This window comes from Enterobacter sp. MALB-1 (assembly GCF_041021625.1).
Classification (GTDB): Bacteria; Pseudomonadota; Gammaproteobacteria; order Enterobacterales; family Enterobacteriaceae; genus Enterobacter; species Enterobacter oligotrophicus.
Genome location: NZ_JBDPJL010000001.1, coordinates 3,160,691 through 3,184,825, shown reverse-complemented (window position 1 = coordinate 3,184,825; position 24,135 = coordinate 3,160,691). Strand labels below are relative to the sequence as shown.

General features: G+C 54.0%; 25 protein-coding genes. 12 read left to right on the top strand and 13 right to left on the bottom strand.

The window, feature by feature from the left end; translation table 11 throughout:
• Window positions 1-42 precede the first annotated feature (42 nt).
• Complete coding sequence (gene mtnA, locus ABGB15_RS15270) at window positions 43-1,077, top strand: S-methyl-5-thioribose-1-phosphate isomerase (RefSeq protein WP_215722826.1); 1,035 nt, start codon at window positions 43-45, stop codon at window positions 1,075-1,077.
• A gap of 22 nt (window positions 1,078-1,099) precedes the next feature.
• Here mtnA and ABGB15_RS15265 read toward each other — a convergent pair whose 3' ends face one another.
• Window positions 1,100-1,372 carry a helix-turn-helix transcriptional regulator gene (locus ABGB15_RS15265; protein ID WP_152083813.1) on the bottom strand — a complete coding sequence of 91 codons (273 nt, stop codon included), beginning with the start codon at window positions 1,370-1,372 and terminating at the stop codon, window positions 1,100-1,102.
• Between the two features lie 106 nt (window positions 1,373-1,478).
• Here ABGB15_RS15265 and ABGB15_RS15260 point away from each other — a divergent pair, with 106 nt between their 5' ends.
• Complete coding sequence (locus tag ABGB15_RS15260) at window positions 1,479-1,703, top strand: helix-turn-helix transcriptional regulator (protein ID WP_152083814.1); 225 nt, start codon at window positions 1,479-1,481, stop codon at window positions 1,701-1,703.
• An 80-nt stretch (window positions 1,704-1,783) separates the two neighbouring features.
• Here ABGB15_RS15260 and ABGB15_RS15255 read toward each other — a convergent pair whose 3' ends face one another.
• From ABGB15_RS15255 to ABGB15_RS15245, 3 genes are read right to left on the bottom strand one after another with little or no spacing between them, the layout of a single operon-like run.
• Window positions 1,784-2,326, bottom strand: a complete 543-nt coding sequence (locus tag ABGB15_RS15255) for an acireductone dioxygenase (RefSeq protein WP_215722827.1) — start codon at window positions 2,324-2,326, stop codon at window positions 1,784-1,786.
• Window positions 2,323-3,012: an acireductone synthase gene (mtnC, locus tag ABGB15_RS15250; RefSeq protein WP_152083816.1), complete on the bottom strand. Its 690-nt coding sequence runs from the start codon at window positions 3,010-3,012 to the stop codon at window positions 2,323-2,325. The genes ABGB15_RS15255 and mtnC overlap by 4 nt, the downstream gene beginning before the upstream one ends.
• Window positions 3,009-3,623 (bottom strand): methylthioribulose 1-phosphate dehydratase, encoded by a 615-nt coding sequence (locus tag ABGB15_RS15245; RefSeq protein WP_215722828.1) that lies wholly within the window; start codon window positions 3,621-3,623, stop codon window positions 3,009-3,011. The genes mtnC and ABGB15_RS15245 overlap by 4 nt, the downstream gene beginning before the upstream one ends.
• A 126-nt stretch (window positions 3,624-3,749) precedes the next feature.
• On the opposite strand from ABGB15_RS15245, the gene ABGB15_RS15240 reads away from it, so the two are divergent.
• On the top strand, window positions 3,750-4,910 hold the full coding sequence (locus ABGB15_RS15240) for a pyridoxal phosphate-dependent aminotransferase (protein WP_215722829.1): 1,161 nt from the start codon (window positions 3,750-3,752) through the stop codon (window positions 4,908-4,910).
• On the opposite strand, the gene ABGB15_RS15235 is transcribed toward ABGB15_RS15240, so the two are convergent.
• The 3 genes from ABGB15_RS15235 to ABGB15_RS15225 all read right to left on the bottom strand — a co-directional run bounded on the left by ABGB15_RS15235 (window position 4,911) and on the right by ABGB15_RS15225 (window position 7,808).
• Complete coding sequence (locus ABGB15_RS15235) at window positions 4,911-5,537, bottom strand: ParB/RepB/Spo0J family partition protein (RefSeq protein ID WP_215722830.1); 627 nt, start codon at window positions 5,535-5,537, stop codon at window positions 4,911-4,913.
• A complete protein-coding gene (locus ABGB15_RS15230) occupies window positions 5,522-6,745 on the bottom strand; it encodes a phosphoadenosine phosphosulfate reductase (RefSeq protein WP_152083820.1) in 1,224 nt (407 codons plus the stop codon). Before ABGB15_RS15230 ends, ABGB15_RS15235 begins: the two co-directional genes overlap by 16 nt.
• Window positions 6,746-6,908: 163 nt before the next feature.
• The gene (locus ABGB15_RS15225; RefSeq protein ID WP_152083821.1) at window positions 6,909-7,808 is read right to left on the bottom strand and encodes a LysR family transcriptional regulator; all 900 of its coding nucleotides are present in this window, start codon (window positions 7,806-7,808) and stop codon (window positions 6,909-6,911) included.
• A 687-nt stretch (window positions 7,809-8,495) separates the two neighbouring features.
• Between ABGB15_RS15225 and ahpC the strand changes: the two genes are divergently transcribed.
• From ahpC to ABGB15_RS15195, 6 genes are all read left to right on the top strand, one after another.
• A complete protein-coding gene (gene ahpC, locus ABGB15_RS15220; RefSeq protein WP_008501015.1) occupies window positions 8,496-9,059 on the top strand; it encodes an alkyl hydroperoxide reductase subunit C in 564 nt (187 codons plus the stop codon).
• 187 nt (window positions 9,060-9,246) lie between these two features.
• On the top strand, window positions 9,247-10,812 hold the full coding sequence (gene ahpF, locus ABGB15_RS15215) for an alkyl hydroperoxide reductase subunit F (protein WP_152083822.1): 1,566 nt from the start codon (window positions 9,247-9,249) through the stop codon (window positions 10,810-10,812).
• Between the two features lie 182 nt (window positions 10,813-10,994).
• Window positions 10,995-11,570 (top strand): molecular chaperone, encoded by a 576-nt coding sequence (locus ABGB15_RS15210; RefSeq protein ID WP_215722831.1) that lies wholly within the window; start codon window positions 10,995-10,997, stop codon window positions 11,568-11,570.
• Window positions 11,567-13,843 (top strand): molybdopterin-dependent oxidoreductase, encoded by a 2,277-nt coding sequence (locus tag ABGB15_RS15205; RefSeq protein WP_215722832.1) that lies wholly within the window; start codon window positions 11,567-11,569, stop codon window positions 13,841-13,843. The genes ABGB15_RS15210 and ABGB15_RS15205 overlap by 4 nt, the downstream gene beginning before the upstream one ends.
• The gene (locus ABGB15_RS15200; RefSeq protein WP_152083825.1) at window positions 13,840-14,397 is read left to right on the top strand and encodes a 4Fe-4S dicluster domain-containing protein; all 558 of its coding nucleotides are present in this window, start codon (window positions 13,840-13,842) and stop codon (window positions 14,395-14,397) included. The genes ABGB15_RS15205 and ABGB15_RS15200 overlap by 4 nt, the downstream gene beginning before the upstream one ends.
• Window positions 14,397-15,164: a DmsC/YnfH family molybdoenzyme membrane anchor subunit gene (locus ABGB15_RS15195; protein ID WP_152083826.1), complete on the top strand. Its 768-nt coding sequence runs from the start codon at window positions 14,397-14,399 to the stop codon at window positions 15,162-15,164. The genes ABGB15_RS15200 and ABGB15_RS15195 overlap by 1 nt, the downstream gene beginning before the upstream one ends.
• Before the next feature lie 43 nt (window positions 15,165-15,207).
• On the opposite strand, the gene uspG is transcribed toward ABGB15_RS15195, so the two are convergent.
• A complete protein-coding gene (uspG, locus tag ABGB15_RS15190; RefSeq protein WP_152083827.1) occupies window positions 15,208-15,636 on the bottom strand; it encodes a universal stress protein UspG in 429 nt (142 codons plus the stop codon).
• A 181-nt stretch (window positions 15,637-15,817) separates the two neighbouring features.
• On the opposite strand from uspG, the gene ABGB15_RS15185 reads away from it, so the two are divergent.
• Entirely contained in the window at window positions 15,818-17,056 is a 1,239-nt protein-coding gene (locus ABGB15_RS15185; RefSeq protein WP_152083828.1) for a zinc-dependent alcohol dehydrogenase, read from the top strand.
• Window positions 17,057-17,064: 8 nt separating this feature from the next.
• On the opposite strand, the gene yldA is transcribed toward ABGB15_RS15185, so the two are convergent.
• The gene (gene yldA, locus ABGB15_RS15180; protein WP_275938378.1) at window positions 17,065-17,154 is read right to left on the bottom strand and encodes a small membrane protein YldA; all 90 of its coding nucleotides are present in this window, start codon (window positions 17,152-17,154) and stop codon (window positions 17,065-17,067) included.
• 139 nt (window positions 17,155-17,293) lie between these two features.
• Window positions 17,294-17,704: a nucleoside diphosphate kinase regulator gene (gene rnk / locus ABGB15_RS15175; RefSeq protein ID WP_215722834.1), complete on the bottom strand. Its 411-nt coding sequence runs from the start codon at window positions 17,702-17,704 to the stop codon at window positions 17,294-17,296.
• Between the two features lie 302 nt (window positions 17,705-18,006).
• On the opposite strand from rnk, the gene ABGB15_RS15170 reads away from it, so the two are divergent.
• Both ABGB15_RS15170 and ABGB15_RS15165 read left to right on the top strand, forming a co-directional pair.
• Window positions 18,007-18,627, top strand: coding sequence for a flavin reductase family protein (locus ABGB15_RS15170; protein ID WP_152083830.1), 621 nt, complete (start codon window positions 18,007-18,009; stop codon window positions 18,625-18,627).
• A gap of 1 nt (window position 18,628) precedes the next feature.
• Window positions 18,629-19,483: a helix-turn-helix transcriptional regulator gene (locus tag ABGB15_RS15165; protein WP_225903461.1), complete on the top strand. Its 855-nt coding sequence runs from the start codon at window positions 18,629-18,631 to the stop codon at window positions 19,481-19,483.
• 3 nt (window positions 19,484-19,486) lie between these two features.
• On the opposite strand, the gene ptsP is transcribed toward ABGB15_RS15165, so the two are convergent.
• From ptsP to ypdF, 3 genes are read right to left on the bottom strand one after another with little or no spacing between them, the layout of a single operon-like run.
• Window positions 19,487-21,982: a phosphoenolpyruvate--protein phosphotransferase gene (gene ptsP, locus ABGB15_RS15160; protein WP_215722836.1), complete on the bottom strand. Its 2,496-nt coding sequence runs from the start codon at window positions 21,980-21,982 to the stop codon at window positions 19,487-19,489.
• Between the two features lie 21 nt (window positions 21,983-22,003).
• Window positions 22,004-23,044 (bottom strand): aminopeptidase, encoded by a 1,041-nt coding sequence (gene ypdE, locus ABGB15_RS15155; RefSeq protein ID WP_215722837.1) that lies wholly within the window; start codon window positions 23,042-23,044, stop codon window positions 22,004-22,006.
• Window positions 23,044-24,129: an aminopeptidase gene (gene ypdF, locus ABGB15_RS15150; protein WP_215722838.1), complete on the bottom strand. Its 1,086-nt coding sequence runs from the start codon at window positions 24,127-24,129 to the stop codon at window positions 23,044-23,046. The genes ypdE and ypdF overlap by 1 nt, the downstream gene beginning before the upstream one ends.
• Window positions 24,130-24,135 lie beyond the last annotated feature (6 nt).

The window sequence follows — 24,135 nt, the reverse complement described above, 5'->3', positions numbered from 1 at the left end:
CTGACACAATGTGATACAACAACGCAACAGGGAATTAACGACATGCAGACATTACAGACGACCAGCCTGCGGGTGGCGGATAATCAGCTCTTTATTCTCGACCAGCAGGCGCTTCCGCAGGAGAAACGCTGGCTGGATGCCTCGACGGTCGAGGCGCTGGTCGGGCACATCCACGCCCTGCGGGTGCGCGGCGCACCGCTGATTGGTCTCTCTGCAAGCCTGCTGCTGGCGCTGCTGGCGGAAAACGGCAAAAGCCGCGACGAGCTGGCCGTGGCGCTGGAAACCCTGCGCGCCTCCCGCCCGACGGCGGTTAACCTGATGAACAATCTTGATCGCATGAAACAGGCGCTGCGGCGGGAAGATTTTGTTCCGGCGCTGGTGGAAGAAGCGTTACGCCTGATTGACGAAGATAAACAGCTTTGCGATGCAATTGCGCGAGCGGGCAGCGCGCTGGTGAAGCCCGGCAGTCGCCTGTTGACCCACTGCAACACCGGCGGGCTGGCAACGGCGGGCGTCGGTACGGCGCTGGGCGTGATTGCTCGCGCGCATGAAGAAGGTAACGTCAGCAATGTGTGGGTAGACGAAACGCGTCCGCTGTTGCAGGGCGGTAGATTAACCGCATGGGAGCTTGGCGAGCTGGGTGTGCCGTATCAGCTGATTACCGATTCTATGGCCGCGAGCCTGATGGCAAAAGGGCAGGTTGATGCCGTGTGGGTCGGTGCCGATCGCATTGCCGCTAACGGCGATGTGGCGAACAAAATCGGTACCTATTCCCTGGCGGTACTGGCGAAATTTCACGGTATTCCGTTCTACGTTGCTGCCCCGCACACGACCCTTGACCCGGACTGCCCGAACGGTGATGCGATCCCTATCGAGCAGCGCGCCGCCAGCGAAGTGACGGGCGTGGCGGGGAGCTTTGGTGCGGTGCAGTGGGCTCCGGAAAACGCACAGGTGTATAACCCGGCATTTGACGTCACGCCTGCGGCGCTGATTAGCGGCTGGGTGCTGGATACAGGCGTGGTTACCCCTGAAGAGGTCGCCAAAGGGAAATTTCTCTCCATTGAGGAAGAGGGGTGAGGTGACGGGGTGAGTTCAATGATCATGTCGTAGAGATTTTTCTCTTTTTGGTTGTCCTCATCTGACGGAATATCGGCTCGCCTTTTTCATCAAAATATCTTTCAGGCCATATCTCATCTGGTGGAATGTTCAGCGCCTGAGCAATAAGCAATTCTCCTTTAGGCCACGGGCGTGATAGTGCGTTTGCCAGTGTGGATGAAGATAGTCCAGCCTTACGGGACAACGCCGCCAGGCTTGTCCCATGTTTCTTTAATGCGGCAATGATATCGGCAGGATGCCAGTTCTGATGACGCATTGTGTCCTCCTTACAGGTTTTCGTTACAAGTACAGTTATCCAGTTTTGGGATAAAAACGCAATGGGAGGATATTCGATTTCAGGATATTTGTATGGAATCGGAACAATGGCTTCTGTCTACTCAGCTGAATACCAGAGTGTTATCAATGCGTTGAAAAAAGCCCGTAAAGAGCGTGGGATCACTCAGGCGCAGCTTGCGGAGGCGTTGGGCAAACCGCAATCATTCATCGCCAAAGTTGAAAACGGTGAACGAAGGTTGGATGTGGTGGAGTTTGTGCATTTGGCGAAACTCGTGGGTGCGGACATACAGAGGATTATTGGGAGTATTTAACGAATGGTCGGATAAAGGAACGTGCTGTGCGGCTCGTTCCCCTCGCTCCGGCCCTCTCCCTGTGGGAGAGGGAGAAAACATCATGCCAGCCTCGGATACGCATCCGCAATCGCATCCCCGGTAAACTGCGCAATCCAGCCTTCCGGGTTATCGAAAATACGAATCGCCGTAAAGTTCGGCTCTGAACCCATGTCAAACCAGTGCGGCGTGCCTGCGGGCACAGAGATCAGGTCGTTTTTCTCGCACAGAACCTGATACACCTCATCGCCAATATGCAGGCAAAACAGTCCCGCCCCCTCAACGAAGAAACGGACTTCATCTTCGCCGTGAGTGTGCTCGTTCAGAAATTTTGCGCGCAGCGCCTCTTTCTGCGGATTGTCGGCGCGCAGGCTGATCACGTCCCAGCTCTGATAGCCTTTCTCCGCCACCAGCTTGTCGATCGCATGCTGATAAGCCTCGATCACCGCTTCAGGTGCGGGATCGCGGCCTAAATCACGATCCGCCGCCCAGCGTTCAAAACGCACCTCTTTGGCATTGAGCTGTTGGGCGATCTCGGCGGCGTCGGTGCTGTGCCACTGTGGCTGGCTGGCGTCTTTGTCGGAATAAATGGTTAATGCGCTCATGAAGGGATCTGCTCCGGGTTAATCTCGTCGAACTGGTGGACCTGATGATGGTGGCTGGTGCCATCTTCATCACCACGAATCAGCTGCAGGGTGCGAAAACCTGCCTGCTCAGCGGCGTCCAGCTCCTGATGAACATCCGACAGGAACAGGATCTGCGACGGGGCAATGCCCGTGTGTGCCGCAATGTTCTGATAAGAGTGCACCTCGCGCTTGGCACCGATGTGCGTATCAAAATAACCGCTGAACAGATGAGTAATATCACCTTCGTCGCTGTAGCCAAATAACAGTTTCTGCGCAGCAACGGAGCCAGAGGAATAAACATAGAGATCAATGCCTTGTGCCTTCCATTTTTCCAGCGCAGGCAGGACGTCCGGGTAAAGATGGCCGGTAAAGTCGCCGTTGACGTAGCCATCCTGCCAGATGATGCCCTGCAGGGCTTTCAGCGCGGTCGATTTGCGGTCCTCATCCATAAAGGCGAACAGCGTGTCGATAAGCGCATTGATGCTGGCGTGGGGATTGCCAGTTTCATCGCGCAGGTTGTCCAGGATTGATTTGACCGGCTCGGCGTACTGCTGGGCGGTCACAAAGGCCGCCAGTCGCTCACGCGCGTAAGGGAACAAAACATCATGGACAAAACGGATATCGCTGGTCGTCCCTTCAATATCCGTCACAATTGCGCGAATCATATTCTCTCCAGTTGTCGTAAACGCATTTCGCATTCAAATAAGAATTCTAACCCTTCCAGGTGACGGCGGGCTTCTGCCACATCGCGTCCCCAGCAGGTTAAGCCATGACCGCGCAGAAGAAAACCATAATTAAGCGGCCGTTCCTGCGCGTAATGGGCGATGCGCGAGGCGAGGGCATCGATATCCTGGTCGTTATCAAACACCGGGATGGCGACCGTATCCAGATGCGTGGTCTGCCCGGCGAGGGATTTCTGCATCTCGAAGCCGCTAATTTTCAGTTCGGCTTCTTTGACCAGACGGGATAACACCGTAGCGTTGACGGTGTGAACGTGCAGGACGGCGTTGGCTTCCGGAAACAGGCGATAGATCAACGTATGCAGGCCCGTTTCGGCCGACGGTTTGCGGCCAGACGGCGCGCGGTTGGTGGCGATCTCCACCTGCAGAAAATCATTGGTTGTGAGGCTGCCTTTATCCTTGCCGGATTCACTGAGCCAGCAGAGGTGTTCGTCCTGACGCACCGACATATTGCCGCCGGTGGCCGGGGCCCATCCTTTAGCGCCAATCCAGCGGCAGGCGTCGATCAGGTGTGTGAGTTGCAGGTTGTCTGTCATTTCCTTTTGCCCTCCCGGTCAGGCAGGAATATTGATATGGTTTAGACGTCTAAGCGTCTTGATTGCCAAAGACTAACATCGTGTTATAGTGTCAGCAACATAAGTATTACAAGCAGGCACAACACAATGAGCAACAACGCATTGATTCCGCAAAGTAAACTTCCCAACCTCGGCACCACCATCTTTACGCAGATGAGTGCCCTGGCGCAGCAGCACAATGCCATTAACCTCTCGCAGGGGTTTCCGGATTTTGATGGCCCGACATATTTGCAGGAACGTCTTGCGTATCATGTCGCGCAGGGGGCGAACCAGTATGCGCCGATGACGGGCGTGCAGGCGCTGCGGGAAGCCATTGCGGATAAAACGGCGGAGTTATATGGCTATAAGCCAGACGCGAACAGCGACATTACGGTAACGGCCGGTGCGACCGAGGCGCTGTATGCGGCGATTACTGCGCTGGTGCGCACGGGTGATGAAGTGATCTGCTTCGACCCAAGCTACGACAGCTACGCACCTGCGATTGAACTTTCCGGCGGTGTGGTGAAGCGTGTGGCGCTGCAGCCACCGCATTTCCGCCCGGACTGGCAGGCGTTTTCTGCGCTGCTGAGCGACAAAACCCGCCTGGTGATCCTCAACACGCCACACAATCCATCCGCCACCGTGTGGCAAAACGCGGATTTCGCTGCCCTGTGGCAGGCCATTGCCGATCGTGAAATCTATGTTCTGAGTGATGAAGTCTATGAGCATATCTGTTTTGCCGAAGAGGGGCATGTGAGCGTTCTGGCACATCCGCAGCTACGCGAGCGCGCCATAGCCGTTTCGTCGTTTGGCAAAACCTACCATATGACTGGCTGGAAAGTGGGTTATTGCGTGGCTCCCGCGACGATAAGCGCGGAACTGCGTAAGGTGCATCAATACCTGACGTTTGCGGTGAATACGCCTGCCCAACTGGCGCTGGCGGATATGCTGCGCGCCGAGCCGGAGCACTACCGTGAATTGCCTGCGTTTTACCGGGCTCGTCGCGATCTGTTTGTGGATGCACTGAGCCAGAGCCGTCTGGAGATTTTGCCCTGTGAGGGCACGTACTTCCTGCTGGCGGACTACAGTGCGATTTCGGACCTGGATGATGTGAGTTTCTGCCAGTGGCTGACAAAAGAGATCGGTGTGGCCGCTATACCGCTGTCTGTGTTCTGCGCCGATCCTTTCCCGCATAAGCTGATTCGCCTTTGCTTTGCGAAACAGGAATCGACGCTACTGGCGGCGGCAGAGCGACTGAATTTACTCTGATTACTTCACTGTCCAGGCTTCTGAATAACGACGGTTTGCAAACAGCTCCAGCAGGCCGTTGATTTGCTTAAGTCGCAGCACTTCGTCGCTGTCCATGCCAAGCTCCTTGCCAATTTTCTCGTTATCCCAGCCGAGTAACACCAGCTCACGCACGATTTCAGACATGGCGTTAATCTGGTGTCGACCACGCGCGCGGTTGTGGCGAATCGTGGCGGCCATCCTGTCGACCTTTTGCTGACGTTCCTTGCGCAGGCAGGTAACCGGCAAATATCCTTTAAGCTGACGCTTTAACACGGCGCGGTTTGAGCCAATTTCGTGGCGATGAAAACCATCAACAATTTCATAATGTTGTGGTTCGTTTTCGGTCACTACAATGGGCTGCGTGAAACCATCCAGCTCAAGCGACTTGCTGAGCAGCCGTTTTTCCGGCGGGGCGACATTATTGGGGTTGTAGTCGTTGGCAATGATATCGTCCTGCTTAATCCAGAGTACGCAGTCGACAGGCTGTTCCCGAAAAGGGCTGTTTTCATGAATAGCCTGACGAAAAGTGTTGATGGCTTCAATTCGCTCATTTTCAGTGAGCGATCCGAGATAGCTATTTATTTCTTTTATCAATCGTTGTTGCATAAGAGCCCCCACTCCTGTCGTTTGGTCTTCATTCGTTCACTGTAGCGCTGGTAATGTTTTGGTTTAGTGGGGCTAAAAGAGAGCGCGCGGCACCAGTAGTCATTATTAAGAAGTACCTTACATATGCGCCTCCAGGAGGGAATATCTCTGGAGCCGATATCGCCTTCCTGGGTCTCCGGGATGTCGGCCATCCCTCTTTTTTGATACCAGTGCAGATAGATCGCAATTTTATTGCGGTAATGTTCCGCCGTTTGCTGCGGCATGCTGTCGAGTAAGAACATCGCGTATTCTTGCCAGCAAAGATGATCGGGCTTAAGAAGTTTGCGGTGTCCGTAGAAGTGGTTATTGTGACCCGCGTATATCCCTCCGCTGCGCACGCCGCTGACCCTTTCGCACATGGCCGCCCAGCGTTCTGGCTCTACCACGTGATAGAGCCATAATCCCTGACGCTGCTCCGGGCCAAACGGTTCACAGATGCGCATATAGCGCGGCGGAACGCCCGCCTGATACATCAGGTCGTAGAGAGGGTTATAGCAACAGCCACTCCTGGCGAACCATGTCCAGATATCGGCCGTTTTCCAGTCGTACATTGGATAGATGTACCAGGCATGCCCGCCTGGTGCGACGGTCGTCCAGGGTTTATCGTCGGCAAAACGCTGTTTGCGTTCATTCGCGATAGTGAGAAAACGATTGTAGGATTCATCGGCACGGATACCGATCATGACTGCGGCGGGACGCTTCTGCGCAAACCAGTCTGAGAATGAACGTACAAATGCTTCGAATGTCATGCCGGGCTGGTAGAAATCAAAGTAATCAGTAACGGTAATCGCCCATTCAGGTGGCTGACGAACCCATGTTTTGCCAGGTTCCCAGCATTGCCATTCAGGCTGGTATTGTGAAAGCGAATTTTGCGTGGTGAGCGGCAGTGCAACCCAATAAAAGTGGTCAATCACGTCCTGATATTGTGCGTACATTTTATTGACGTGCTCAATGGTACAGGAAAATTGTGCTTCCCAGTCAATAAACAGTACGCTGAACTTTTTATGTTGCGCACGTGCCCGTTGCGCGGTGAGATGCAACATAATGGTGGAATCTTTGCCCCCGGAAAAGGAAACGCAGACGCGAGAGAAATTCGCGAGTGTCCATTCGATTCGCTCTTGCGCGGCTTCAAGCACATTACAGGAAAGGGGATATTTATAGAGTGACATGTTCAATCTCTTCTTGAGGATGAATGTCCGGAATCTTTTTTACACCAAATAGAGATTGATAGTAACGTAATTGCTTGAAGATTAAAACGATAAATCATTCCTGACTCTAATAGCTGCGGTGTTGCTTAAATGCGATGTTCAACATTTAAGCAACCCCCGGAATTTATTCTTCGTCTATTTTATCAATGAAGTGAGAAAACACGTGGCTGTTCAGTGCAGAGCGGTTGTACAGCATATAGGCATCCATGTCGGGTAATTCAAACGGCATGGTTATACTCTTCAGATTTAATACTTTTTTATATTGTTCAAAAATCGGGGCAGGTACAGTTCCTATTAAATCAGTCGTGCTAATAATATTTAGTATGGAAATAAATGAGTCACCGCGAAAGGCAATGTTCCTCTCCGGGAAGAGAAGCTCAGTCTGCGCACGATACTCTTTTATGCCATTTTCCTGGCTACGGAGTTGGGCGAATTTCTCCTCAACCAGCCCTTCATAAGTGATGTGATCGTTAAGGCGGGAGTGCTCATTACGGGCGACTAAAAGCACAGGGAACTTGAAGTACGGACGACAAATCACCGAGCGGTTATTGATGGGGGCGAGGGTAACAATCAGATCCGCTTTACGGTAGGCCAGTAAATCTTCAGCGGTTTCGGGTGCCAGTACCACATCGTATTGATCTACCTGATAGTTTTCTTCTGTCAGTAAATGTTCCAGCAGTCCGGACAAGCGCCCCTGGATGATGATCTGCGGACAGTAGATAACAAAACTTTTCTTAAGCTCTGAACCATTCATAATGTTAATGGTTTGCTCTAGCTGATTGAGATTTTTTTCCAGATGTTGGTGTAAGTTCGCACCCACTGTTGTTGGTGTGATTCCCTTACCTGAGCGTATAAACAGCGGGTCATTGAGTTGTGTACGCAGACGCTGCAAGGACTGGCTAACCGCTGACGGAGTGATATAGAGCGTTTCTGCTGCTCTGCTGATGCTGAGATGCTGGTAAATGCATTCAAAAATAACCAGCAGATTGAGATCAAATTTTTTAAGGTCATAGAGGTTTGCCATACTTCATCCTGAGTGAGCTGTGTTTATGGTGGTTATCTCATAATTGATAACTATAGTTCGAAGCTAACCATTTACAATCCGTGTAGTTAACTTACTTAAACTGCTTTGAATACCAGCTTAATATATCATGACGCTGGATAAATGAAATAGAACTTCATGGGTCTTTAAGATATTTTTATCTTTGAAAATTTATATGTTTTTCGTATCTACTAATTATGATGAATACATTTGCTTGAGATATTATTATTTCAAATTATATCCCAGGATACCTTTCCGGAGTTTGTTGCTATTCATTCTCATTAATGGGGGTGAAAATAATTTTCGGTAAAAGGAAAGTATATTCGACAAAACCTATCACAGCCATAGGCAGGAACGCCTGCAGGATGGATTGCCCTGAGCTTTCACCAGTGTTGTAATCAATGCGCTGTTACGACCTTGATATAAAGGTATGTAGAGCGCAACGCAACGCCAGCTTCGGCTGGCACTGAATGTACCTGCGGGGAGTTCAGGTATCAGGGCCGCCCGGTGAGGCGGCCTTTTTACTTTAGGGGCCTCTTCACAAGGTTCACCATGCTGTCTTGTTTAAGTTGTTAGGTATGGCTGATTGATTTGATACAGCAAACACATTAGCCCCGACGAGCAAAGTTGGTTACCTTACATCTCAACGAAAACACGGAGGAAGTACAGATGTCTTTGATTAACACCAAAATTAAACCTTTCAAAAACCAGGCGTTCAAAAACGGTGAATTCATCGAAGTCACCGAGAAAGATACCGAAGGCCGCTGGAGCGTCTTCTTCTTCTATCCGGCTGACTTCACCTTTGTTTGCCCGACTGAACTGGGCGACGTGGCAGATCACTACGATGAACTGCAGAAACTGGGCGTAGACGTTTACTCTGTGTCTACTGACACCCACTTCACCCACAAAGCGTGGCACAGCAGCTCTGAAACCATTGCGAAAATCAAATACGCGATGATCGGCGACCCGACTGGCGCCCTGACCCGTAACTTCGACAATATGCGTGAAGATGAAGGCCTGGCCGACCGCGCCACCTTCGTTGTTGACCCGCAGGGTATTATCCAGGCTATCGAAGTTACCGCTGAAGGTATCGGCCGTGATGCTTCTGACCTGCTGCGCAAAGTGAAAGCCGCTCAGTATGTTGCTTCTCACCCAGGCGAAGTCTGCCCGGCGAAATGGAAAGAAGGCGAAGCGACTCTGGCTCCATCTCTGGACCTGGTTGGCAAGATCTAAGTCTGTAAAGCCTGGTGGCGCTGCGCTTGCACAGGCCTACAGTATCTTAGGTCGGGTAAACGAAGTGCCACCCGACAATCAATGGGCGCACCCGCGCCCATTTCATTCCAGCACCATGATGCAAGTTGCATTCAGGCCGCCCGTATAAGGCAGCTTGCATGATGACGTTTTTAGAGAGGGAAGAACAATGCTCGACACAAACATGAAAACCCAGCTCAAGGCCTACCTTGAGAAACTGACCAAACCTGTTGAGCTGATTGCCACGCTGGACGACAGCGCGAAATCGGCAGAAATCAAGGAACTGCTGGCAGAGATCGCCGAGCTGTCACCGAAGGTGACCTTCAAAGAAGATAACGCGCTGCCAGTGCGTAAGCCATCCTTCCTGATCACCAATCCTGGTTCTGACCAGGGGCCACGCTTCGCGGGTTCTCCGCTGGGGCATGAATTTACATCACTGGTGCTGGCCCTGCTGTGGACCGGTGGTCATCCGTCAAAAGAGGCGCAGGAGTTGCTGGAGCAGATCCGCGATATCGACGGTGATTTTGAGTTTGAAACCTATTACTCACTCTCCTGCCACAACTGCCCGGACGTGGTGCAGGCGCTGAACCTGATGTCGGTGCTGAACCCGCGCATTAAACACACGGCGATTGACGGTGGCACGTTCCAGAACGAAATCACCGATCGCAACGTGATGGGGGTTCCGGCGGTCTATATGAACGGTCAGGAGTTCGGCCAGGGGCGTATGACGCTGACCGAAATCGTGGCAAAAGTGGATACTGGCGCGGAAAAACGTGCGGCAGAAGCGCTGAACAAACGCGATGCCTATGATGTGCTGATTGTGGGTTCCGGCCCGGCGGGCGCAGCGGCTGCAGTGTATTCTGCCCGTAAAGGGATTCGTACCGGTCTGATGGGCGAACGCTTTGGTGGTCAGGTACTGGATACCGTGGATATCGAAAACTACATTTCCGTGCCGAAAACCGAAGGCCAGAAACTGGCGGGCGCACTGAAGGCCCACGTCAGCGATTACGATGTGGATGTCATTGATAGCCAGAGTGCCAGCAAGCTGGTTCCTGCCGCGGTAGAAGGTGGTTTACACCAGATTGAAACCGCGTCTGGCGCGGTGCTGAAAGCACGCAGCATTATCATTGCCACCGGTGCTAAATGGCGCAATATGAACGTGCCGGGTGAAGATCAGTATCGTACCAAAGGCGTGACCTACTGCCCGCACTGCGACGGCCCGCTGTTCAAAGGCAAACGTGTGGCGGTCATCGGCGGCGGTAACTCCGGTGTGGAAGCGGCTATCGACCTGGCGGGTATTGTTGAACACGTTACCCTGCTGGAGTTCGCCCCTGAAATGAAAGCGGACCAGGTGCTGCAGGATAAAGTCCGTAGCCTGAAAAACGTCGACATCGTGTTGAATGCGCAGACGACGGAAGTGAAGGGCGACGGCAGCAAAGTGACGGGTCTGGAATACCGTGACCGCGTGAGTGGCGATGTTCACAGCGTGGCGCTGGCGGGAATTTTCGTTCAGATTGGCCTGCTGCCAAACACCACCTGGCTGGAAGGCGCGATCGAGCGCAACCGTATGGGCGAAATCATCATTGACGCCAAATGCGAAACCAGCGTGAAAGGTGTGTTTGCGGCGGGTGACTGCACCACCGTTCCGTACAAACAGATCATCATTGCCACCGGTGAGGGGGCGAAAGCATCGCTGAGTTCGTTTGATTATCTGATTCGCACCAAAACAGCATAATAAAAGAAAGTAAGACTACACCTGCACAGCCGCCTCATCATGGGGCGGCTTTTTTTTTACGCTTATTTTACTCTCGATTCTTTCTCTTCCGAAAGTGACTGCCTGCTTTGATCAAAGAAATAAATGCATGTGCTGATAATATCTGCCAGATTTTTTTTCGCAGATAATTATTTATATTTTATATGAATGATACGAATGTATTTACAGCTTCAATATATGACACATTGTCATCATTTGAATTAACGGGATTAGCCTTTCGCGATTTTTTTAATGCGGAAGACATGACCTCGCGACAACGCGCAGCAGGCCAGTTATACCCGGAGAGTGGAAAGTGGCTCGAGGCCGCCTGGCTGGATATGGAGTATGACTTCAGCGCGCTGTTTCTGGGCCCGATGGCACCCCTGGCTGCGCCTTATGCCTCGGTTTACCTTGACGATGAGCCGCTGTTGATGGGGGCCACAACCCTTGGCGTCCGTGAGTTTTTGCACAGTGTTGGGCTTTTCGTCAGCGAAGAAAACCGTATTCCGGATGACCATATCAGTTTTGAGCTGGAACTGGTCGTGATGCTCTCCGCCTGTGCCCGAAAATCACCGCAGTACCACGATGCGCTTAACCGATTTGTATGTGGCCATCTTGAATTATGGCTGCCCGCATTTATCGAGAAAATAAACAATAACGCGAAAACATCTGCAATTAAACATATCGCATTGCTATTGACTAATTGGTTTGATGAATTAAAAGCGAGAGTAATATTATGAGCAATGATACTGGACAACTGAACAGACGCTCCTTTTTAAAAGGTCTGATTGCGTTGGGCGCAGTTGCCGCGTTACCGGGTGGATTACTCTCCTCCCGCTGCGCGCTGGCGCAACCGCCCATTCCGTTTAACCCAAAAACCTACAAAATTTTCCGTAACGCCTGTCCGCGTAACTGCTACGACACCTGCAGCTTAAAGACCTGGGTGAAAGATGACGTTATCACCTTCGTTGACGGGGCTAGCGAATCGACCTACACCCACGGCGCGCCTTGCGTGAAAGGGCTGACCTATCCGCGTCGCGTTTACTCCCCGGATCGTATCAAGTATCCGATGATTCAGGATGGACGTGGCAGCGGCAAATGGCGTCGCGTCTCGTGGGATGAAGCCATGCAGAAGATAGCCAGCAAGATGCTGGAGATCAAAAAGAAAGACGGTTCCATGCTTGGTCTCGCGCTGTCGAAATACTCCGGTAACCTCGGCGTAATGAGTTATGCCGTTGAGGGGATGATGTCCTCTCTGGGCTACACCACGCGCTTTGCGGGTACGCCATGCTGGCCTGCGGGGATCGACGCACAGCATTACGACATGGGTGACATGTGGTGTAACGACCCGGAAGACATGGTGAAAGCCAAATACATCATTCTCTGGGGGGCGAACCCGGCGTGGTGCTCCATGCACTCCATGAAGTACATCTACCAGGCGCGTGAGAAAGGGGCGAAGGTGGTGGTGATTGACCCACTGTTCTCGCAAACTGCCGCAAAAGCCGATCTCTATCTGCGCGTTCGCCCTGGTTCTGACGGTGCGCTGGCGCTGGGCATGGCGCGCCATCTGCTGGATATTGGCCGCGTCGATCAGGATTTTGTAAACAACTTTGCTCACGGTTACCCGGAGTTTGAGCAATATCTGCGTAATAACATTACGGTGGAGTGGGCGTCTGAGATCTGTGGTCTTTCCGCCGATGTGATTCGTCAACTGGCAGAAGAATTTACCGCCGTGAAGCCTGCCACCGTCTGGATTGGTTATGGCATGCAGCGTCACGTTAACGGTGGCGCGAATGTGCGCGCAATCGATGCATTTGTCGCCATGACCGGCAACATCGGTGTGGAAGGGGGCGGCGCTCGCTACGGTCACTTGCAGACCTGGGGCTACAACTATCACGCGATGACGCAGAAGCCACCAGAGGGATCTGTGGGCATGGAGGGGGCGGGTGGCCCGGTGGGCGAGTTCGTCAGCGACAGCGGCGAAAAGCGCCAGTACGCCGACCGTGCGCTGAACCTGAACCAGACCGCGCAGAGCATTCTGGACGCTAACGATCCGCCAATCCGTATGCTGTGGGTCGCCTGTAAGAACCCGTTCGCACAGGACTTCGACCGTAACAAAATGGAAAAGGCCTTCAGCAAGCTGGAGATGGTGGTGTGTGTCGATCAGTTCTTTAACGAGACGGTACAACACGCGGACATCGTACTGCCGGTGACCACCACCTTTGAGCACTGGGATCTCTCATCGTCGTACTGGCACTACTGGCTCTCGATAAACGAACCGGCGATCAAGCCAATGTATGAGTGCAAGAGCGATCTCGATATTGCCGTACTGCTCTCCCGCACCATCAACAAAATGGAACCGGGTTCCTGTACTTTCCCGCAAGAGATTGACCAGAAAAAATGGCTGGATCTTGAGTTCAACGACGGTATGGCGAAGCAGTTTGGTATCCGCTCATGGGACGAACTGCTCGACGGCCCGGCGAAAGCCAAAATGGTCAGCACCGCAGCCTGGCACGATCGCAAATTCAAAACACCGTCAGGTAAGTACGAGTTCCTCTCCTCACGGTGCGAAGAGAACGGCCACAAAGCGTTGCCGGAATATAAACCCGCCGCCGAGGGAGAACTGCCGTTCCATCTCTTTACGCCGCACCTTCAGTATGGTCTTCACTCCCAGTTCGTGAACCTCGACTGGATGCAGGTGTTCTGGCCAGAACCATTTGTTTATATTCACCCGGTGGCGGCGGCGAAGAAGGGCATTCGCGAGCTGGCGAAAGTGCGGGTATTTAACGACGCCGGTGACGTGGAGCTGCGCGCAAAAATCACCACCAACGTGCCGGAAGATTTCCTGGTGATGTATGAATCCTGGTTTAACAAGCTGAAGTACAACGTGCAGAACGTGGTGAAAGATACGCCAGCGGATATGGGCAAAATGGCGACCGGCGCGCCGGGTGCTGCAATCCACAGTCAGTTTGTCGACATTGTCCTCATTGCGAATGAAGGAGTTGAAGCATGAGACGCGCATTTTTAGTGAACAGTGATAAGTGCATCGGCTGCCGTGGATGCGCAATGGCCTGTAAGAGCTTTAACCAGCTGGAGCCGGATCGTTTCTGGCGTTATGTCTATCCGCTGGATAAAGAGATTTACCCGCATGAGGAGCGTGCGTTCTTCTCGCTGGCCTGTAACCACTGCGAAAATCCGGCTTGTCTGGCGGCCTGTCCGGTGGAAGCCTACACCAAACGCGATGATGGTGTGGTGGTACATAACCCGGAACGCTGCATTGGCTGTAAAAACTGTATCCGTAACTGCCCGTATGGCGCGCCGCGCTTTAACGAAGAGACGCAAAAGGCTGAAAAATGCAGCATGTGTTATGAGCGTCTGGATGTGGGGATGGCACCTGCCTGCGTCAACGCCTGTCCGGTAGGTGCGCTGACGATTATCGACCTGGATGCCGATCCGCTGCCAAACAATGCGGTGCAATATCCGCCGGGCTTCCCGAAAATGCCGCAGTTGAATCCGGGCACTCGCTTTATTCTTGCGCGTCAGCCAAAACAGCCGGGGGATAAATAATGGAAAAGTACGAACTGCCACTCGTTATTTTTACCGTGCTGAGCCAGATGTCCGTCGGCATGACGCTGCTGCTGACCTGGCGCACGCTGCGCGGTGAGATTCAGGGAAATCGTCTCTACTGGCTGATTACGGGCCTGATCCTGGGCGTGGCGTCTGTTGCGGCGATACTGCATCTGGCACACCCGGAGCACGCCTACAATGCGCTGATCAACCTGAAGCACGCCTGGCTGAGCCGTGAAATCCTGGGCGCGACGCTTTATGGCGGCACGATTGGGCTGGCCTTCCTGACCAAAGGGAATAAAGGCGCTGCGCTGCTGGCCTCCTTGTTTGGGGTTCTGCTGGTGGTGGTGCAGGGGATGACCTATGCAGCCCCTGCGATGCAGGCTATAGCGAATGGCATCACCATGATTCTGTTCTTCGCCACCGTCTGGGTTATGGGCTGTGCAGCCACGCCGCTGCTTGGGCTGAAATCCTCCGGCGCTGCGCTGCGTTCAGGTGTTGTGGTTTTGATGGCGCTACTGATTGCCGCTCCGCTTATCTGGCTGAGCGGTGGCACGATCATGAAAATGACCGCTCAGGCATGGCTAAGTTCGCCCCTCTACCTGGGAAGCCTGCTGTGCTGTGCCATTGGATGCGTATTAACGCTGACGCGCCAGCCGATGCAGAAGGCCGTGTTCGTGATCCTGCTGGTGGGTGTGGCGCTCAGTCGTCTGACCTTCTTCGGTGATACGATCAGCACAATCGTCAATATTGGTCATCTGTACTGATAAGAAAAACCCCGCTAAGGCGGGGTTTTTTGTGGGTGACTGATTACCTGACCACCATCACCGGAATATGGGTGTGGCGGATCACACTGGATGCGTTCGATCCCAGCAGGTGTGTCGTAATGGATGGATTACGTGAACCGATCACCACCACGTCCGCTTTCAGTTCCCCCGCCAGTTCGTTAACGGCATCACGCACGCTGCCGAATCTGACATGGGTTTTGATACGTGAAGGGTCGATGCTGAAGTGTTCAACCATGGTCTGTAAACGCGTTTCGGCTTCGTGCTGCAGATGCTCTTCGAAGCGACGCACATCGGCGGCAAAACGGTGGAGACTCAAACTGGCGGAGCCTGGTAAAACGTGTAAAAGATGAATAATCCCGTCCTGCTGCGCAAGAAACTCCGCGTGGCGGACGGCCTTATCGCTCAGCGCCATCTCGAAAACATCAACCGGCATAATGATTGTCTTATACATACCCGTTTCTCCTTGTTTATAAACGCTGAAATCATTCAAACACAAAATAACAGGGGTTTCTGTAACCGCTGCGGCACTTTTTTATTTCGCCAGGATAAATCTCAAAACGCCCCTATTTCAGGGCAGACCTTCAGAGGTAGCTACCCTTTTATAAACGTATCCACATCCCTTCGGAGGTCGTATGAAAGCACTTACGTACCACGGTCCGCACCATGTTCGTGTCGATAATGTCCCTGATCCTGTCATTGAACAGCCTGACGATATCATCCTGCGGGTGACGGCAACGGCGATCTGCGGCTCCGATTTGCATCTCTATCGCGGAAAGATCCCTAAGGTTCAGCATGGCGATATTTTTGGTCATGAATTTATGGGCGAAGTGGTGGAGAGCGGAAAGGAGGTGAAGGATTTGCAGAAAGGGGACCGCGTGGTGATCCCTTTTGTCATTGCCTGCGGTGACTGCTTCTTTTGCCGACTGCAACAATATGCCGCTTGTGAAAAAACCAACGCCGGGCAGGGCGCGGCGCTGAACAAAAAGCAGATCCCGGCTCCGGCTGCGTTGTTTGGTTACAGCCATCTTTACGGCGGGGTGCCCGGCGGGCAGGCGGAATATGTCCGCGTGCCAAAAGGCAACGTCGGGCCTTTCAAAGTGCCGCAACTGCTGTCAGACGATAAGGCGCTTTTCCTGTCTGATATTTTACCTACCGCCTGGCAGGCGGCCAAAAATGCGCAGATCGAAAAAGGCTCAAGCGTGGCCGTGTTTGGGGCGGGACCCGTGGGCTTACTTACCATCGCCTGCGCACGCCTGTTAGGAGCAGAACAGATCTTTGTCATTGACCATCATCCATACCGGCTGCGGTTTGCGCAGGAGCGATATGGCGCGATCCCCATTAACTTTGATGATGATAACGATGCGGCAGAAAAAATCATTGAGCAGACAGCCGGACAGCGTGGCGTGGATGCGGTTATTGATGCCGTCGGGTTTGAGGCAAAAGGCAGCACCACGGAAACCATTCTGAGCAACCTTAAAATTGAGGGCAGCAGCGGTAAAGCGCTGCGCCAGTGTATTGCTGCCGTCAGACGCGGCGGTGTTGTAAGCGTGCCGGGCGTCTATGCCGGGTTTATTCATGGCTTCCTGTTTGGCGATGCATTCGATAAAGGACTGAGCTTTAAGATGGGACAGACCCACGTTCATGCATGGCTGGGGGAACTGTTGCCGCTGATTGAACAAGGTCTGCTTACGCCGGAAGAGATCGTTACGCATTACCTGCCGCTTGAGGACGCAGAGCGCGCCTACGCGATCTTTGAAAAGCGCGAAGAGGAGTGCCGCAAGGTGATCCTTGTGCCCGGCGCAGACACGCCCGAAGCGGCACAGCAGAAGGTAAAAGGCCTAGTGAATGCATTTCCGGGTGGCGTTGTGTGAGGGGGCGCTTACCAGTGGCGTTCAAGATAAAGGACTGCCGTGACGAGGATCGCCATAAAGATGAGAAAAAACAGTGTGATATACACTATATCACTCATGAGGGTTCCCACGGCATTAAAACAGATTAAGCGTGGATGACCCCGATTTTTCGCGATATAGGAAAATCAGGTGAAATCGCGGAAAGAGGATGCATCAGCATCCTCTGTGCAAAGCGAACAGGCGCTTGTTCAGATGGGATTAACGCAGGTAATCACCGGCCGCTTCTGGCTGGTAGAGAAGCGCCAGCACTTCAAGATGGGCAGAGGCCCCGCCGGGTAATTCCCAGTGGATGGTGTCGCCGGTACGTAATCCAAGCAGTGCAGCGCCGACAGGTGCCAGAACGGAAAGCTGGCTGCTGCTATCGGTCATTTGCGCCGGGTAGACCAGCGTCCGGGTCAACTCTTCGCCCGTTGTCAGATTGCGGAATTTGACCTGGCTGTTCATGGTTACCACATCATGTGGCATTGACTCAGGCGTACACATCTGCGCCCGGTCAAGCTCCTCATTCAGCGCGTCGGCCACCGGAAGTGAGGCGAATTCTTGCTTTTCCAGAAGTCTGTCGATACGTTCTGCGTCGAGTTCATTAATGATAATTGTGGGTCTGGACATTTATTACTCCATGTCGTTAATGCTGCGTGTAACGCAGAAACCAATCCAAAAGAAAACCCTCGCCGTCTGGCAGCGAGGGTTTAACTCTCCCGATGATACTGGCTGAGCACACAAGTTTGAAGTGATGAACGTCACATTCACAGGTCATATGAATTTTTGGCTAAAAACGTGATCCTTCGCCAATCTGCATTATCCTTTTTTATTCGTTCCTGATTTCTGGCGGATTGCGTTACGCTGATCGTCCTGAACCAGGGCGATGAGCGAAGCGTCATTCGTATCTGCCCCACCAGTGAGAGAGCAACATGTACTTTTATCAACCATCTCAGGGGCACGGCCTGCCGCATGACCCGCTGAATGCCATTATTGGCCCACGTCCTATCGGCTGGATCGCTTCCTGCGATAAGGCCGGTCAGCTGAATCTCGCGCCGTATAGCTTCTTTAACTGCTTCAACTACCGTCCGCCGATTATCGGTTTTTCCAGTAATGGCTGGAAAGACAGCGTGCGTAACATTGTCGAGACGGGGGAGTTTGTCTGGAACCTGGCGACGCGCGATTTGGCAGAGGCGATGAATGAGACCTCTGCCACGCTTCCCCACGGTGAAGATGAATTTGCCTTTGCAGGGCTGACCCCTGCTGCGAGCCAGCTTGTGAAAGCGCCTCGGGTGGCGGAAAGCCCGGTGAACTTTGAATGCCGCCTGTCGCAATGTATTCAACTGACGGGGGCAGATGGAACGCCGGTTGACACCTGGTTGGTACTCGGAGAGGTTGTTGGCATTCATATCGCTGAACGGCTACTGGAAGAGGGCATTTACCAGACCGCGAAAGCACAGCCTGTACTGCGTGCAGGCGGGCCAACGGCCTACTATTCCATCAGCGATACACATCGCTTTGATCTGGTACGGCCGGATGCGCGCAGGGGGTAATATGCTCGACAACACCTTGCCTGCCGATCAACAGTTTTTTGCCGACCTGTTCAGCGGGCTGGTGCTTAATCAACAGCAACTGGGGCGGGTCTGGTTTGCCCATTCTCCGGCCTCAATCCCCACGGGAAGCGTGAAGGTTGAATGGCCGCGGCTCGACGTGGTGCTGCGCGGTGAGTATGGCAACTCGCTTATCCCGGAACAAAAGGCGATCCGCCAGGGCGAAATGGTGTTTATTCCTGCCCATGCGGCCAATGTGCCGATGTTTGAAAAGCCGGTGATGCTGCTCAGTATCACCTTTGCTCCGTCCTGGCTTGGGCTGGTGTTTCAGGATGCCCGTAGCGGGAAGCCCGTTGCTCCGCAGCGCAAAGTGGAACTGCCGCATCCAGAAAGAGGGGAATGCGCAGCAATGTTGATGGCTCTCACGCATCTGAGCGCGTCGCCACAGGATCAGGCTATTATTCAGCCACTGGTGCTCAGTCTGTTGCACTGGTGTCGAAAGGTGGCCTCGATGTTGCCTGAGCCAGGGCTGTCGAGAGGAGATTTTCTCTATCAAAGCGTCTGTCAGTGGGTGCAAATGCATTACGCCTCACCCGTCTCGCGTGAGAGCGTTGCTGCGCTGTTTAATATTTCCCCGAACCATCTGTCGCGCCTGTTTTCGCAGCAGGGCACCATGAGCTTTGTGGATTATGTTCGCTGGGTGCGAATGGGAAAAGCGCGTACTATTCTGCAGAAATACCACCTGCCGGTGGGGGAAGTGGCGAAGCGTTGTGGTTATCCTGACAGCGACTATTTCAGCCGACTGTTTCGGCGTCAGTTTGGCCTGACGCCGGGGGAGTATCGCGCGCGTTTTCAGTAGCGATCAGAAGGTGATCTCGGCATTTAGCAGATCAAGAAGTTGTTGTGGCGAATCTGCGGCAAACAGCGATTCACGGAACGCTTTGTTGACCAGCTTTCGCGCCAGCTGGGAGAAGACTTTCACGTGATTGTTCCCCTCCTGCGCGCCGAGCGTCAGCATGATCACCAGCTCCACCTCTCCCATGTCCGACTCCCAGTCGATCGGCGTTTCCAGACGCGCAATGCTGATGCTGGAGTGGCGTATCCACTGAGATTTAGTATGCGGAATGGCGACGCCGAACCCGACAGCAGTGGTGACAATCTCTTCGCGTTGCCATAAATCCTCTTCCAGTTCGAGCGGGTTCTCAGTCCGCCCCTGAATCGCCAGGTTGCCGCACAGGAACTGAAGCACCTGCTCTTTTGAGGAGAGCGGTTCATTGAAAACGATGGTTTCCAGCGCCAGCAGCGGGCGCGCAGGCTCTTCGGGCGTGAAATCAGTTAACAGCGTTTCTATCTCCTCCGCGCTACGGCAGTTGCAGGCTTTGTCAGCCAGCGCCTGACAAGCATCGCTTTCAAGCTGGCGGAGCTGGGTTTTTACAGCCGGTATGCGCGGCCCGCTCATGCTGAACTCATCAATGCCAAGCCCCAACAACAGGGGCAGATATCGATGTTCGCCACCGAGTTCGCCGCAAATGCCTACCCATTTACCGTGGCGATGCGCCGTTGCCGTTATCTGGCGCACCATGCGTAAAAACGACGGAGTGATCGGATTGTAAAGCGGAGAAACCCGTGGGTTATTACGATCGACCGCGTAAAGGTACTGGGTCATATCATTTGAACCAATACTGAAAAAATCCACCTCATCACAGAAATGGTCGATGATAAAGCAGACCGAAGGTACTTCAACCATAATGCCCAGCGGCAGGTGCCCGGTATGGCGTAACCCTTGTGACGTCAGCTCGGCACGAACGCTTTGCAGCTCCTGTTTCACCCACAGAATTTGATCGAGACTGTGGACCATCGGGATCATCAGCAGTGCATTACCGCTGGCACCAGCACGTAAAATGGCGCGTAGCTGCGTGCGGAAGAGGTGGGCAAATTCAGGGTAAATACGTACCGCCCGATACCCGAGGAAAGGGTTCTCTTCCTGCGGAATGTTGAGCCAGGGGATCTGTTTATCGCCGCCAATGTCCATCGTGCGGAAGATCACCGGTTTGCCTTCGGCAGAGAGCAATACCTGCTGGTAGGCTTCAAACTGTTCCTGCTCATCCGGCGCGCTATCGCGATCCATGTAGAGCATTTCGGTACGAAACAGGCCAATGCCCTGAGCCCCACAGGCAAATGCACCTGGTGCTTCCAGCGCGCTGCCGATGTTGGCGGCGATATCCACCGGAACGTTATCTCGGGTCAGCGCCGGTAATGCTGCGTCTTTAATCTGCTGCTGGTGGCGTTTGTCAGCAAGGCGCTGTGCCACGCTGTAATAGTGATTGACTGCTTCATCAGGCTCCATAACCAGTACGCTGCAGACACCGTCCAGAATCACCTCTTTACCCGCAAACGGCGTCAGCGAGTTGACCGTTAAACCACTCAGCACCGGAATCGACGCGGCACGGGCCAGAATCAACGTGTGAGACGTGCGGCCAGTTTTCTCCAGAACCATCCCTTTCAGGTGGCGGGTATCAAGGCTTAAAAACTGGCTTGGGGTTAAATCTTCTGCCACAAGAATGGTGGGGGCGTCCAGAGTGAATGCCGAGGTCTGCTGAAGCTCAGGCCAGGTGATGCTCAACAACTGCTCGCTAATATCGCGGATATCGCTGACCCGCTCGCGCAGGTAGTCGCTGGCGGAAAGCGAAAGTTTGTCGCAGATCTGCGCCATATTGCGAATGATGGCTTCTGCAAGGCTGAGCCGCTCCTCGACGATCAGCCGACGGATATTGCCGCCAAATTCGTCGTCCTGAATCAGTGACAAATGGGCGCTGATAATGGTTTTGCTTTCCCCGTCCAGCCCGCGCAGACGCTGGTTAAGCTGCTCCGCCAGCGTGGCAAGGCTGTGTTCCAGCCGGGTGATATCTTCCGGCGTGGCCGGATTCTGGCAATAACGCTGGAGGTTATCGCTCTGCCAGCCCCGCAACGTGCCGGTGCCGATGCCACTGGCCAGCGTGATGGCGTGCTGTAACTGCGGATTAAGCCGCAGAAGCGACCGGGGGAGGGGATGCGCGATGTGCGGCGCATCGCCGGACGGAATGCTGTCACTGTCGATGAACGTCGTGTTGAGATACTGCTCCAGGACGCGTCTGGCCTGCTCCTCATCACTGCCGCTAATTTCAAGCGTACAGCTGTCGTTAAACAGCGTGCCTGTGCTGATCAGCGCCAGCGAGCTTTTGGCATCTGCCAGGGTATTCAGCCGGTTATTGATAAAACGAATGTCGCTACGCCATGCGCTGCACTGCTCTTTGAGCGCCCAGGCCGGACGAGCGTGAAGCCCGTTAGGGAGCGGGCAGAAAAATTCAATCGAAAGCATACTTTCTCCTTACGCGTGAGATCAGCACCTGAAGTCCGTCAGATGAGCCACGGTCTCACGATTCAAACACGCCGCCAGGGCGACAAGCAGTTGGTGGGTCTGGTCGATATCCTTCTCATCGGCAATCGACGCCGCACAATGTCCGTGTCGGGTGGGAGGGCCAAGCACCACCGTGGGGACACCTGTGCCGGAGAGGTGGATCGCCCCCCCATCGGTGCCGCCATTGCTGAACATGTCTTTTTGCAGCGGAATACCCAGCGGGCGGGCCACTTTTTCAATGAACGCGGTCAGTTTCGGCGGGGCGATAAGCGTTTTGTCATAGAGCACCAGCATCGGCCCCGCGCCGATCTGCCGGTGATTCGCGCTGCCATAATCAAAGTTTTTTGACCAGCAGGCGGTATCAAGCACCAGCGCGATGTCGGGATTGAGGGTTCGGGCGGCAGTCTGTCCACCGCGCAGGCCCACTTCTTCGCTGGAGCTGGCGACCAGCCACAACTCGCATTCGAGCGGAGCTTTATGCAGTTCACGCAGCAGGGTGAGCAGCAGATAACAGCCAAGACGATCGTCAAAGGCCTTGCCCATCACGCGGTTGTGGGGAAGGGAGTGAAAGGGCGTATCGAACGTCACGCGGTCGCCCGCGTCGATGCCCGCCGCGAGCACCTCTTCCGCCGAGGCAGCACCGATGTCGACGCGCAGGTTTTCAACGGCGTCGCCTTTTACCTCGCCATCCAGCAGACCGGGGATTTTTTGCCCGTCACGTGTGGTAATGCGCACCGGCTGCAACGTGCGAGCCATCATGCGCACGTTGCCAATCGGCAGGACGTCAATCGCCCCTTCACGCGAGATGCTGCGCACCATAAATCCGACTTCGTCCATATGGGCACAGACCATCACCCTGGGGCCATTATGCTGATTGACGCGGATGAGCACGGAGCCGAGGCCATCAAATTGCACGTCTTTATTGTACTTGTGCGCTTCGTTGATCAGGATGTTACGCACCTCCTGCTCCGACGCTGCAATGGCGTCGGCCTCGCTCAGCGCGCGGAGTAATTCTCTGTTCATCAGTTTTCTCCCGTCGTCAGCAGCGTTTTGTCCATGGTGTAAAGCACCTCAGCCCCCGTTTCCGTCACCAGTATTACGTCCTCGATTCGCACGCCGCCCAGCCCTTCAAGGTAGATCCCCGGCTCAACGGTCAGCAGCATACCGGGCTGCAGCAGAGTCGTATCGGTGGGGGAAAAACGTGGATTTTCATGGACATCAATACCAATAGCATGGCCGGTATTGTGACCGAACTGCGGGCCGTAGCCCGCGCGGGCAATCACCGTCCGGGCGGCGGCATCCACCTGATTGCAGGGAATGCCAGGACGTATGGCACCGATCGCCGCCCGTTGTGCTTCCAGTACAATCTGGTAAACCGGATATAAAGGATGGTCTTCTGGCTTCTGGCCGTGCCCGGCGACAAGGAAGGTCCTCGTCATGTCCGAGCAAAATCCCTGGTGTTGAGCGCCAAAATCAAGCGTGACCATCTCTCCCGGCATGATGAGCTTGTCAGAGGCTTTTCCATGCGGCAGTGCGCCGCGTGGTCCGCTGGCGACGATAGTATCGAATGAGGGTTTTTCCGCCCCCTGTTGTTTCATAAACCATTCCAGCTCGGCGGCGACCTCGCGCTCACGCAGGCCAGGCCGAATAAAATGGCGGATATGCTGCGCGGCTCTGTCGGCAATCTGACAGGCCGCGCGGATGCGGGCGATGTCGTCCGCGGTTTTTATCTGACGCAATGGATCAAGGGAGATACTGCGCAGCGTCGTGTTCAGCGTTTCGCGCCACTGCGTGCCGGTTTGCCAGCTCACATGTTCGCCCTCAAAGCCCAGCGTGGCGAGCTGCTCGTCGGCAATCAGTCGGTTTACCGTTTGAGTAAGCGGGTTTTCAGCACTGAGCAGATGCATCTGGTAGCCGGTAGCACGTGCTGCAATATCGTTGTAATAACGAAAATCCACCAGAAAATGCGCGGACGTCCGCGTCACCAGCACGTAGCCCGAACCGGTGGAAATGCCCAGATGCGGCTGTTTGTTCTGACGTGACGCGATCAGTACGCCATCCAGGTTTTCATCTGCCAGCCAGCCACGAAGCGTTGTCAGTAAATCCATTTTGTT